At 69.4% G+C, this 11,306-nt stretch carries 12 protein-coding genes; 9 read left to right on the top strand and 3 right to left on the bottom strand.

Features of this window, described 5'->3' with window-relative positions:
- The first annotated feature begins 11 nt into the window (after positions 1-11).
- The 7 genes from RT323_RS09620 to RT323_RS09650 all read left to right on the top strand — a co-directional run bounded on the left by RT323_RS09620 (position 12) and on the right by RT323_RS09650 (position 6,576).
- Positions 12-950 carry a LysR family transcriptional regulator gene (locus RT323_RS09620; RefSeq protein ID WP_313407583.1) on the top strand — a complete coding sequence of 313 codons (939 nt, stop codon included), beginning with the start codon at positions 12-14 and terminating at the stop codon, positions 948-950.
- Positions 951-1,036: 86 nt separating this feature from the next.
- The gene (locus RT323_RS09625; RefSeq protein ID WP_313407585.1) at positions 1,037-2,584 is read left to right on the top strand and encodes an AMP-binding protein; all 1,548 of its coding nucleotides are present in this window, start codon (positions 1,037-1,039) and stop codon (positions 2,582-2,584) included.
- On the top strand, positions 2,581-3,393 hold the full coding sequence (locus RT323_RS09630) for an SDR family oxidoreductase (RefSeq protein ID WP_313407588.1): 813 nt from the start codon (positions 2,581-2,583) through the stop codon (positions 3,391-3,393). Before RT323_RS09625 ends, RT323_RS09630 begins: the two co-directional genes overlap by 4 nt.
- Positions 3,390-4,064, top strand: coding sequence for an HAD family phosphatase (locus RT323_RS09635; protein ID WP_313407590.1), 675 nt, complete (start codon positions 3,390-3,392; stop codon positions 4,062-4,064). Before RT323_RS09630 ends, RT323_RS09635 begins: the two co-directional genes overlap by 4 nt.
- Positions 4,064-4,813, top strand: coding sequence for an SDR family oxidoreductase (locus RT323_RS09640; protein ID WP_313407592.1), 750 nt, complete (start codon positions 4,064-4,066; stop codon positions 4,811-4,813). The genes RT323_RS09635 and RT323_RS09640 overlap by 1 nt, the downstream gene beginning before the upstream one ends.
- Positions 4,810-5,841: a phosphotransferase family protein gene (locus RT323_RS09645; RefSeq protein ID WP_313407594.1), complete on the top strand. Its 1,032-nt coding sequence runs from the start codon at positions 4,810-4,812 to the stop codon at positions 5,839-5,841. Before RT323_RS09640 ends, RT323_RS09645 begins: the two co-directional genes overlap by 4 nt.
- Before the next feature lie 45 nt (positions 5,842-5,886).
- On the top strand, positions 5,887-6,576 hold the full coding sequence (locus RT323_RS09650) for a TetR/AcrR family transcriptional regulator (RefSeq protein WP_313407597.1): 690 nt from the start codon (positions 5,887-5,889) through the stop codon (positions 6,574-6,576).
- A 3-nt stretch (positions 6,577-6,579) separates the two neighbouring features.
- Here the strand turns inward: RT323_RS09650 and RT323_RS09655 are convergent, their stop codons facing one another.
- From RT323_RS09655 to RT323_RS09665, 3 genes are all read right to left on the bottom strand, one after another.
- Positions 6,580-7,278 (bottom strand): nitroreductase, encoded by a 699-nt coding sequence (locus RT323_RS09655; protein WP_313407600.1) that lies wholly within the window; start codon positions 7,276-7,278, stop codon positions 6,580-6,582.
- Between the two features lie 85 nt (positions 7,279-7,363).
- Entirely contained in the window at positions 7,364-8,365 is a 1,002-nt protein-coding gene (locus RT323_RS09660; RefSeq protein WP_313407602.1) for an NADP-dependent oxidoreductase, read from the bottom strand.
- Positions 8,362-8,847, bottom strand: a complete 486-nt coding sequence (locus RT323_RS09665) for a MaoC family dehydratase (RefSeq protein WP_313407604.1) — start codon at positions 8,845-8,847, stop codon at positions 8,362-8,364. Before RT323_RS09665 ends, RT323_RS09660 begins: the two co-directional genes overlap by 4 nt.
- 97 nt (positions 8,848-8,944) lie before the next feature.
- Between RT323_RS09665 and RT323_RS09670 the strand changes: the two genes are divergently transcribed.
- A complete protein-coding gene (locus RT323_RS09670; RefSeq protein ID WP_313407607.1) occupies positions 8,945-9,901 on the top strand; it encodes a hypothetical protein in 957 nt (318 codons plus the stop codon).
- A gap of 219 nt (positions 9,902-10,120) precedes the next feature.
- The coding region (locus RT323_RS09675) for a DEAD/DEAH box helicase (RefSeq protein WP_313407610.1) at positions 10,121-11,306 on the top strand (1,186 nt) is incomplete at its 3' end.

The following is an 11,306-nucleotide window of genomic DNA, read 5'->3' on the forward strand; positions in this document are numbered from 1 at the left end:
ACACGCTGCCCATGTTGAACCCCGTGCACCTGGCGACCCTGGTCACTGTGATCCGTACCGGGTCCTTCGCCGATGCGGCGCGAGAACTCGGTTACACCGGCTCGGCCGTCTCGCAGCAGATCGCGGCTTTGGAACGAGCCACACGCGTGACGTTGTTCGACCGGTCGGCTCGTAGCGTGACCGCGACACCGGCTGCGGAACTGCTGGCGGCACGGTCGCGGGAGGCGCTGGCGCTGCTCCGGGACCTCGAGGACGATGTCGCGGCCATGGCGTCGGGTCAATTGGGCACCTTGCGGGTTGGGAGCTTCCCGACGGCCAGCGAAGCACTCCTGCCCGTGGCGTTTCGTCACTTCCGCGAGATCCAACCCCGCGTCAAGGTCCGTCTGGAAGAGGCAGAGTCCGACCAATTGATCGGTCAACTCTTGGACGGACAGATCGATGTCACGCTGATGCACCAGTACGACTTGGTGCCGCGGGCGACGCCCAAGGGCCTGATCCGCGTGCCGCTGATCGATGAGGACCTGCTCCTGCTGGTTCCGGAGTCACATCCACTCGTCGGCCTCGGGTACGCTTCGTGGCGCAAACTCGAGTCCGAGACGTGGATCACGACTGGGCACGGGACCGCTGGCGCCGCCTGCCTCCGGCGGCTTTCCGCCAGAGCGGGGTTCGAGCCCCAGATCGCTTTCCGGAGCAATGATTACGACGTGATTCGCGAGTTCGTCAGATCAGGACTCGGGGTTGCCCTCGTCCCGGCCCTGTGTGGCGGCGCCAGCCCGGGGACGGTGGCCATCTCGAGCGATCACGGTGAAGTGCGCCGCCGGGTGAGCCTCCTGCACCGTGGAGAAACGCTCAATCCGGTGGTGTCGGGCTTCCTTGATGCGCTTCACCGGGCGGTGCGGGATGTGTCATCCGAGTACATGCGACCCCCTGGTGCGTCCGCTGGGCAGTGATGCAGACGCCCGTGATCTGGTGACGCGTGGCCTGGTGCCGGCCAACCTCGACGTTGAACCTGAGTCCGGCTTCAACTAGGGTGGTGATGCAGGTCACTCCCCACGTTGGAAAGGCGCCACCTCACATGGTCAACATCGCCACGGATGTCTGGGCTAACGCCGACTCCGAGCCCGATCGCATCGCGATCCGTTCGCCTCGCACGATCACGTACGGCGAGCTGCGACGGACCAACCAGCAGGTCGCCGGAGCCGTCCGTGCGGCCGGCATCTCGCCCCTGGACCGGGTGCTCTTCATCGCGCCGACCATCCCCGAGTTCGCCGAGGTCTACTACGGCCTGCACGCGTCCGGTGTCACCGTCATCACGATGAACGTGATGTCGACCGCCACCGAGATCGACTACGTCCTCGAGGACTCCGGCACGTCACTGGTCATCGCGTGGCACGAGAACGCCGCGAGCGCCGAGCAGGCGGCTGCCGACCGGGGAATCCCGTTCTGGAGGATCGACCCGGACTTCTCCTTCGACGCCGAGCCGCTGACCGAGCCGCACGAGCACGAGCCGCTCGACACCGCGCTGATCCTCTACACGTCCGGCACCACGGGTCGCCCCAAGGGGGCCGAACTGACGGCCGCGAACCTCGTCGACACCGTCGCGTCGTTCAAGCCGGTGCTCGAGCTCACCGAGGACGACCGCTTCGGCACGGGCCTGCCGCTGTTCCACGTCTACGGCCAGTGCGTCTGCATGAACACGTCGCTGTCGCTCGGCTCGTCCTTCTCGATGGTCCACCCGTTCCACCCGAAGACGATGCTGGACGTGATGGTCCAGGACCAGCTCACGTCGATGGCCGGCGTGCCGACGATGTGGAACGCGATGCTGCACGTCGAGGGCGAGTACACGCCCGAGGACTTCTCCGCGATGCGGTTGGCCAGCTCGGGCGGCGCATCGCTGCCGGTCGAGGTCATCCGCGCGTTCAAGGACCGGTTCGGCTGCGCGATCCTCGAGGGCTACGGCTTGACCGAGACGGTCGGCGCCGCGACGGCCACGGCCCTCAACGGCCAGCAGAAGGTCGGCACGGTGGGGAACGCGCTGCCGGGCACCCAGATCGAGATCCGAGACGGCGAAGGCAAGGTGCTCGGCCCGAACGAGCCCGGCGAGGTCTTCGTCAAGGGGCCGACGGTCATGAAGGGCTATTGGAATCGTCCCGACGCGACGGCGGCGGAACTGCAGGACGGCTGGCTCAAGACGGGCGACATCGGCCTGCTGGACGAGGACGGGTTCCTCAGCATCGTCGACCGGGTGAAGGACCTGATCATCCGCGGCGGCTACAACGTGTACCCGCGTGAGGTCGAGGAGGTGCTCTGGGAGCACCCCGACATCGTCGAGGTCGCCGTCGTGGGCGTCCCGGACGAGCACTACGGCGAGGAGATCGCCGCCGTGACCGTCCTGGCGCCCGGCTCGGAGGCGACGCCCGAGAGCATCCGCGCCTGGGCCAAGGAGCGGCTGTCGGCCTACAAGGTGCCGCACCTGTTCGCGTTCGTCGACGCCCTGCCCAAGGGAGCCACCGGCAAGATCCTCAAGCGGGCGATCGACCGCGAGCAGCTGCGCGACCTCGCCTCGAAGGCGGTGCGCGCATGAAGCTCGAGGGCAGCGTCGCGATCGTCACGGGCGCCGGGGGCGGCATCGGTGCGGCCCTGTGCCGCCGGTTCGTCGAGCACGGTGCGCGCGTCGTCGCGACCGACCTGGACGCCGAGCGACTCACGGCCGAGACCGACGCGATCGCGCAGGACCACGCGGGCGCGATCGTGGCCCTTGCCGGGGACTGCGCCTCGACCGACCACATCCGCGCGACGATCGAGCTGGCCGAGTCCACCTTCGGGGCGCCGGTCGACCTCTACGTCGCCAACGCCGGCGTCGGCCTGGGGGACGGGCTCAACGCCACGCCTGCCCAGTGGCAGACGACCCTCGACGTGAACCTGATGGCGCACGTGCGCGCGGCCGAGCTGCTCGTGCCGGGTTGGCTCGAGCGCGGGCAGGGGCACTTCCTGTCGACCGCTTCGGCGGCCGGACTGCTGACCCAGATCGGCTCGGCCACCTACTCGGTGTCCAAGCACGCGGCGGTGGCCTTCGCCGAGTGGCTGTCGGTCACGTACGGCACGCGCGGGATCGGCGTCAGCTGCCTGTGCCCCATGGGCGTCAACACGAACATGCTCAACAGCGGCGCCGACTCCGACTCCGACGCCGCCCGCCAGGGCGCGAAGGCGGTGACGCAGGCCGGGCTCGTGCTGGAGCCGCTCGAGGTCGCCGACCTGGTCGTCGAGTCCCTCGGCACGGACGAGTTCCTGATCCTGCCCCACCCCGACGTGCTGGAGTTCTTCCGCCGCAAGGCCGGCGACTACGACCGCTGGCTGCGGGGGATGCGTCGCTACCAGGACACGCTGGCATGACCGTCGTCGCGCCGGCCGAGGACCCGAAGGCGGTCCTGTTCGACTTCGGGGGAGTGCTCACCAGCAGCGTGCTGGAGGGCTTCTCCGACTTCAGCGAGTCCGTGAGCGGCGACCGCCGGCTCATCCTGCGCCTGCTCGGGACGGACGCGGAGGCCAAGCGGCTCCTCGTCGACCACGAGGAGGGACGCCTGGACCACGCCGGCTTCGAGGCGGGGCTCGCGGCGAGCCTCGCGGCCGCAGGCGTCACGGTCGAGGCCGAGGGCCTGATCGGACGGATGCAGGCCCACCTGCTGCCCGACCCCGACATGCTCGCGCTGCTCGCGGCCGTCCGACGGCTCGGCTTCAAGGTCGGTCTCGTGTCGAACTCGCTCGGCGACGACTGCTACGCCGGCTTCGAGCTCGACTCGCTGTTCGACGCCCAGGCGATCTCGGGCATCGAAGGCGTGCGCAAGCCGTCGCGCCGGCTCTACGAGCTGGCGTGCGAGCGCCTCGGCGTCCTGCCCACGCAGGCCGTCATGATCGACGATCTCGCCCAGAACATCGCTGCGGCCGAGCGCCTCGGCATGGGCGGCATCGTCCACACGGACGCCGCCACCACGGCGCGCGCTCTCGGCGACCTGCTGGGCGTCGACCCGAACGAACTGCACCCCCTCGAGCACCAGGAGATCTGATGGACCTCGGACTGACCGGCCGCACCGCGGTGATCACGGGCGCCTCGCGCGGCATCGGCCTCGCGATCGCGCGGACCCTGCGCGACGAAGGAGCGAACGTCGTGCTGACGGCACGCCGACAGGAGGACGCCGAGAAGGCCGCCGCCGAGATCGGCGAGCGTGCCATCGGCATCGGCGCCCACGTCACCGACGAGGACGCCGCCCGCGCGTGCCTGGAGAAGACCCTGGAGACGTTCGGCAGCATCGACGTGCTGGTCAACAACGCCGGCACCAACCCGTCGTTCGGCTCGCTCACGGCGCAGGAGCACTCGCGCTTCATGAAGACGCTCGACGTGAACCTGTGGGGTCCCCAGCTGTGGACCCAGCTGGCGCACGAGCTGTGGATGGGCGAGCACGGCGGGTCGGTCGTCCACACCGCCTCGCTGGGCGCGTTCGCCGTCGGCCGGAACCTGGCCGTCTACCACGCGTCGAAGGCCGCGCTGGCCCACCTGACGCGCCACCACGCGCAGGAGCTGGGGCCGAAGGTCCGCGTGAACGCGATCGCCCCCGGAGTCGTGCGCACCAAGCTGGCCGAGGAGCTCTGGAAGGAGCACGAGGCGGCGGTCGCCGACGACACGCCGATGGCGCGGATCGGCGAGCCCGAGGACATCGGCTCGCTCGCGGCGTTCCTGGCCGGTTCGCAGGCCAGCTGGATCACGGGCGAGGTCATCGTCATCGACGGTGGCCAGCGATGGGGGACGGGCCGATGAGCGTCGCCCTCGATCTCGCGAGCCTGCGGTCCTGGCTCGTCGGCCAGGGCGTCGAGGTGGCCGGTGACCTCACCGCCACCCGTGTCGGTCGCGGCCAGTCGAACCTGACGTACCGCCTCGAGGACGAGCAGGGCCGGTCGTGGATCGCTCGCCGTCCTCCGCTGGGCGAGCTGCTCGCGTCGGCCCACGACGTCGTCCGCGAGGCGCGCATCCTGATGGCGCTGCAGGACACCGCGGTGCCCGTCCCGTCGCTCGCCGGCGTGTGCGAGGACCCCGCCGTGGCCGACGTGCCCGTCGTCGTGATGGAGCACGTCGACGGCATCGTCCTGGACCGGATGGAGGTGGCCGAGTCCATGGACCCGGCCGCGCGTCGCGAGCTGGGCCTCAACCTGGCCCGGACCCTGGCGCACATCCACGCGGTCGACATCGACGCGGTGGGACTGGGCGACCTCGCGTCCCGCTCGCCGTACGCGGAGCGTCAGCTCAAGCGCTGGTCGCGCCAGTTCGAGGCCAGCCGCACGACCGAGCGGCCCGACCTCGACGAGTTGACCGCGCTCCTGCGCGACACGATGCCGCCGCCGGGTGACCTCTCCCTCGTGCACGGCGACTTCCACATCCGCAACGTCATCGTCGACGGTGACCAGGGCACGCTGCGCGCCGTCCTGGACTGGGAGCTCTCGACGCTCGGCGACCCGATGGCCGACATCGGCAGCACGCTGGCCTACTGGCCCGAGAAGGGCGAGCGGGCCAGCGGGCTGTTCGAGGCCTCGACGCTGCCCGGGTTCCCGACGCGCCAGGAGCTGGCCGACGAGTACCTGAAGGCGTCGGGCCGCGATGCGGGCACGCTGGCGTTCTGGCACACGCTGGGCGTGTGGAAGATCGCCATCATCAGCGAGGGCGTGTACCGGCGGACGCTCGACAACCCGGCGAACACCGCCGAGGGCGGCGCGCCGACACCCGAGCGGATCCAGACCGTCATCGACCACGCGTGGGACATCGCCCGCACGTCGGGCCTGGCGGACCGGTGAGGCGTCGCGAAGCGGAGCCTACCGGCCAGTAATGTCGACATCGAGATGAACGAGACCACCCCGCAGGACCGGATCGACGAGGTTCCCACGCTCGTCGACTCCTCGCGCGTCCGGGAGCTGCCGACGACCGCGCGGGGCGCCCGCACGCGCGAGGCGCTCGTCGCCGCGGCGCGACGGGTGTTCGAGCGGGACGGTTTCATCAACTCGAGGCTGACGGACATCACGACCGAGGCGGACTGCTCGATCGGCACGTTCTACACCTACTTCGACAGCAAGGAAGAGATCTTCACGGCGGTCATCCAGGCAGCGCAGAAGGACATGTTGCACCCCAGCCTGCCGCGCGTGGACTCGGACCTGAACAACATCCCGGCGATCCTCGAGGCCAGCAACCGGGCCTACGTCGATGCGTACAAGCGCAACGCGAGGCTCAACCTGCTGTTGGAGCAGGTCGCCACGATCGATCCCGAGTTCCGCCGGCTCCGGCTGGCCCGCAGCGCGGCGTTCGTGCAACGCAGCGCACGGTGGATCAAGCGCATGCAGGACGAGGGCTACGCCGATCCCGAGCTCGATCCCGAGATGGCGGCACGAGCGCTGCTCCCCATGCTGGGCCGCATGGCGTACCACGTGTTCGCCCTGGGCGACGAAGGTCCCGACGAGGACGCGATCGTCTCGACGGCCACGACCGTGTGGCTGAACGCGCTGGGGATCCCGCGCGACGGCTCGAAGCGAGCCTGAGCCTCAATCGAAGCCGACGAACCGCGTGACGTCGTCGACGGACTCGCGGGCCGATCGCACGTGGTTGGCGGCGAAGTCGGCGTCCGGGTAGCCCAGGGCCACCGCGGTGAAGATGACGTGGTCGTCGGGGATCTGCGCCTCGCGCCGCACGACCGCGCCCTGCATGATCCCCTGGCTGTTGATCACGGTGCCCAGTCCGTGCGACCAGGCCGACAGCACGAGCGCGTGGACGACGGCGCCGAGGTCGAAGTGCGCGATCGGAGCGATCGGCTCGAGGCTGCGGTCGTGCGCGATGACGATCGAGACCGGCGCGTCGAACTGGCGGAAGCCGCGCATCGTCCAGTCGATGCGACCCTCCTGGTCCTCGCGCGCGATGCCCATCGCGGCGAACAGGCGCTTGGCGATGTCGACCTGGCGCTCGCGGTGGACGCCCTCGTAGCGCTCCGAGACGACGACGTCGCGCTGCACGGGGGCGCCGCTGAGCATGAGGCGCGTGTTCTCGCTGCGGATGCGGTCGAGCACCGCGCCGGTCAGCACGTGGAACTTCCACGGCTGTGTGTTCATCGACGAGGGCGCGAGGACGGCATCGGCGAGCACCTCGCGGATGACCTCGACGGGGACGGGGTCGGGCCGGTATCCGCGGATGCTGCGGCGGTCCTGCAGCAGCTCGCGCAGGGAGGCGTCGGTGCCGGGCGTGTTCATGGGTGTTCCGTTCGGTGGGTGCCGCGATGCGGCACGGCGTGGCGTGCCGCCCGGGCGGTCAGGGACCGCCCGGACGGCACCGCGATCACGCGATCTTCAGGACGAGCTTGCCGGTGTTGCGGCCCTCGAACAGGCCCAGCAGGGTCTGGCCGAAGTCCTCGACACCGCCCTCGACGACGGTCTCGCGTGCGACGAGCCGGCCCGACTGGATCAGCTGGGACATGTCGGCGATGGCCGCTGCGTCCTTCTCGGGGTAGTCGAAGACGAGGAAGCCCTGCATCTTCGCGCGGAACACGAGCAGCGACATGTAGCGCTTCGGGCCGGGAGCCAGCTTCTCGTCGTTGTACGTCGAGACGGCGCCGCAGATGATCACCCGGGCGCCGCGACGCAGGTTCGCCAGCGCGGCATCGAGGATGTCGCCACCGACGTTGTCGAAGTAGATGTCGATGCCCTTCGGAGCGACCTCGCGCAGCCGCTTCAGCACGTTCTCGTTCTTGTAGTCGATCGCTTCGTCGAAGCCGATCTCCTTGAGCCACGCGCACTTCTCGGCGCCGCCGGCGATGCCGATGACGGTGCAGCCCTTGGCCTTGGCCAGCTGGCCGGCGACACTGCCGACGGCGCCCGCGGCGGCCGAGATGACGACGGTGTCGCCCTCCTTCATCTCACCCACCTCGTGCAGGCCGTGGTAGGCCGTGAGGCCGGGCATGCCGAGGGCGCCGAGCCACGTGGCGGGGCCGGCGACGGACGTGTCGATCTTCTGCACGCCGGTGCCGTCGGTGACCACGTACTCGGTCACGCCGAGCGTGCCCGTGACGGCGTCGCCCACGGCGAAGTCGGCGTGGTTCGACTCGACGACCGTGCCCGTGACGGCGGCTCGCATGACCTCGCCGATCTGAACCGGGGGCAGGTACGAGCGGACGTCGTTGAGCCAGCCGCGCATGGCAGGGTCGAGCGAGATGTGGTCGACCTTGACCAGGAACTCGCCGTCGGACGGTGCCGGGAGGTCGACCTCCTCGGTCTTCCAGGTGCTGTCGTCGGGCATCCCGGTGGGACGCTGGGCCAGGGTGGTTCGCTTCGTGGTGGTCACGCTTCCGCACCGTACTCCGTGAAGCGACCGATCGACTCGGCGACGCAGATCGGCTTCTCGACGCCCTCGCCCTCGAAGACCTGGGTCGTGGTGATCTGGGCCGAGCCGTTGCCGTTCGGGGTGACCTTCGTGATCGTGGCGCGCATCCGCACCTTCGAGCCGACGAAGCGCGGGTGCGGGAAGCGGACCTTGTCGTAGCCGTAGTTGAGGCTGTGCGCGAAGCCGTCGAACGCCATCAGCTCCTCCATGAAGCCGGGACCGAGGGATAGCGTGAACAGGCCGTGGCCGATCGTCTTGCCGAACGGTCCTGCGGCGGCGCGCTCCTCGTCCACGTGGATCCACTGGTGGTCGTTGGTGACGTCGGCGAAGGCGTTGATGTCGGGCTGCGTGAGCGTGTGCCACTGCGTCGGACCGAGCTCCTTGCCCTCGAGGGCGATGAGCTCGTCGATCGTGGTGGGCCGCACCGGGCTGGTGGTGGTCATGGGGTCCTTCCAGAAAGAAGTGAAACCGATCTCAGATTCAGTATGCTTGTTGATCCTAGGCTGTGACTGGCGACACATCAACCAACAAGGAGTGGGCATGGCGACCGTGCAAACCGTGAAGGGTCCGATCGACACCAGCGAGCTGGGGCGGACGCTCGTCCACGAGCACGTCTTCGTCCTCGGTGAGGAGTTCCGGCTCAACTACGAGGACTGGGACGAGGACCAGAAGGTCGCCGACGCGGTCCGTGAACTGAACGACCTCAAGGCGGCGGGGATCGACACGATCTTCGACCCGACCGTGCTGGGCCTGGGCCGCTACATCCCGCGCATCCAGAAGGTCGCCGCGCAGACCGACCTCAACATCGTCGTCGCGACCGGCCTGTACACCTACAACGACCTCCCGCACCAGTTCGAGCACCGCGGCCCGGGCCTGCTGTTCGACATGCCCGAGCCGCTCGTCGAGATGTTCGTCAAGGACATCACCGAGGGCATCGCCGACACGGGCGTGAAGGCCGCGTTCCTCAAGTGCGTCATCGAGGAGCCGGGGCTGACGCCGGGCGTCGAGCGCGTCATGCGCGCCGTCGGGCAGACCAGCTCGCAGACGGGTGCTCCCGTGACCGTGCACACGAACCCGCACACGCGATCGGGACTGGTGGCGCAGCGTGTCCTCAAGGAGGAGGGTGTCGACCTCTCCAAGGTCGTGCTGGGCCACTCGGGCGACTCCGACGACGTCGACTACCTCGTGGAGCTGGCCGAGAACGGCTCGCTGCTGGGCATGGACCGCTTCGGCCTGGACGTCTACCTCAGCACCGAGAAGCGGGTCGACACGATCGTCGAGCTGGTCCGTCGTGGGTACGCCGAGAAGATCACGCTGGCGCACGACGCGTCCTGCTACATCGACTACTTCGACCCCGAGGCGAAGGCGCAGGTCCAGCCGAACTGGAACTTCCGCCACATCCCCGAGGACGTGCTGCCGATGCTGCTGGAGAAGGGCGTCAGCGAGGACGACATCGACACGATGCTGGTGAAGAACCCGCGCCGCTACTTCGAGTGAGTCGTCCCGTCCCCGCCACGGCCCCGGTCCTCGACCGGGGCCGTGGCGCGTCGTGGTGTCGGGTCTCACGGTCGCACGATGCGCCCACGGGGGCGGCTCACTGCTACGGTGGAGGAACGCGAACGCCCGGCTCAGTGCTGTGCGGTGTTCCGGCCCGACGATGTAGCGCGACTCTCGCGCCCCTGGCAAGCGGGCATCCCTTACCAGTGATGAGACTTTGTGACTCTGCTTGACCCCAGCCCTGTGCTGCCCACGTTCGACTCCTTCAACCTCCCAGACTCCCTGGTGCGCAAGCTCGCGCAGCAGGAGATCGTCAACCCCAGCGCCATCCAGCAGGCCGTCGTGCCCGTCGCCCTCGAGGGACACAACGTCCTCGGCCGCGCCCGCACCGGCTCGGGCAAGACGCTCGCGTTCGGCCTCCCGGTCATCGCGCGTCTCGCCGGCCGCTCCAGCCGCCCGAAGGCGCCCCGCGCCCTGATCCTGCTGCCCACTCGCGAGCTCGCGACCCAGGTGCACACCGCCCTGATGCCCCTCGCGCAGAAGCTCGGCCTCAAGCACACGACCGTCTACGGCGGCGTGCCGATCAACAAGCAGATCAACGCGCTCAAGGGCGGCGTCGACCTCGTCATCGCCACCCCGGGTCGCCTGACGGACCTGCTCGACCGTCGCTGCCTGACCCTCGACGACATCGAGATCACCGTGCTCGACGAGGCGGACCACCTGTGCGACCTCGGCTTCTTCAAGCCGATCGACGCGATCCTGTCGAAGACGCCCCCGCGCAGCCAGCGCCTGCTGCTCTCGGCCACGCTCGACGGTGACGTCGACAAGCTCGTCAAGCGTCACCTGCCCACGCACCACCTGTTCGAGGTCGACCAGGTCGACGACCAGGTCGAGACGATGGAGCACCACGTCCTGGTGACCGCGGCGACCGAGAAGACGGCCACCGCGTTCGAGCTGCTGCGCGCCAACCCGCGCAGCATCGTGTTCGCCCGCACGCGTCGAGGTGCGACCCGCCTGGCCAAGCAACTGACCCAGAAGGGCCTGACGGCGGTCGACATGCACGGCGACCTCTCGCAGCGCAACCGTGAGCGCAACCTGGCGCAGTTCAGCCGGGGCGACGCCTCGGTCATCGTCGCCACCGATGTCGCCGCGCGCGGCATCCACGTCGACGGCATCGGCCTGGTCGTGCACTACGACGCGCCCGCCGAGCACAAGGCGTACATGCACCGCTCGGGTCGCACGGCCCGCGCCGGCGAGTCCGGCTCGGTCGTCACGATGACCACGCCCGAGGCGCTGCAGGACGTCATGGCCCTCCAGCGCAAGGCCGGCGTCACGGCCCGCCACCACGACGCGCGGACGGCGCCGTCTCCGATGACGGCGGCCTCGCTGTCGACCGCGGGCACGG

The sequence above is a fragment of the Aeromicrobium sp. genome (assembly GCF_032084975.1).
GTDB lineage: Bacteria > Actinomycetota > Actinomycetes > Propionibacteriales > Nocardioidaceae > Aeromicrobium.

What these genes read in the sequence shown, in the direction of transcription:
- RT323_RS09625 (WP_313407585.1), top strand. Translation starts at nt 1,037, where the DNA reads ATGCAGGTCACTCCCCACGTTGGAAAGGCGCCACCTCACATGGTCAAC.
- RT323_RS09670 (WP_313407607.1), top strand. Translation starts at nt 8,945, where the DNA reads ATGGCGACCGTGCAAACCGTGAAGGGTCCGATCGACACCAGCGAGCTG.
- RT323_RS09640 (WP_313407592.1), top strand. Translation starts at nt 4,064, where the DNA reads ATGGACCTCGGACTGACCGGCCGCACCGCGGTGATCACGGGCGCCTCG.
- RT323_RS09635 (WP_313407590.1), top strand. Translation starts at nt 3,390, where the DNA reads ATGACCGTCGTCGCGCCGGCCGAGGACCCGAAGGCGGTCCTGTTCGAC.
- RT323_RS09665 (WP_313407604.1), bottom strand. Translation starts at nt 8,847, where the DNA reads ATGACCACCACCAGCCCGGTGCGGCCCACCACGATCGACGAGCTCATC.
- RT323_RS09655 (WP_313407600.1), bottom strand. Translation starts at nt 7,278, where the DNA reads ATGAACACGCCCGGCACCGACGCCTCCCTGCGCGAGCTGCTGCAGGAC.
- RT323_RS09620 (WP_313407583.1), top strand. Translation starts at nt 12, where the DNA reads ATGTTGAACCCCGTGCACCTGGCGACCCTGGTCACTGTGATCCGTACC.
- RT323_RS09650 (WP_313407597.1), top strand. Translation starts at nt 5,887, where the DNA reads ATGAACGAGACCACCCCGCAGGACCGGATCGACGAGGTTCCCACGCTC.
- RT323_RS09645 (WP_313407594.1), top strand. Translation starts at nt 4,810, where the DNA reads ATGAGCGTCGCCCTCGATCTCGCGAGCCTGCGGTCCTGGCTCGTCGGC.
- RT323_RS09630 (WP_313407588.1), top strand. Translation starts at nt 2,581, where the DNA reads ATGAAGCTCGAGGGCAGCGTCGCGATCGTCACGGGCGCCGGGGGCGGC.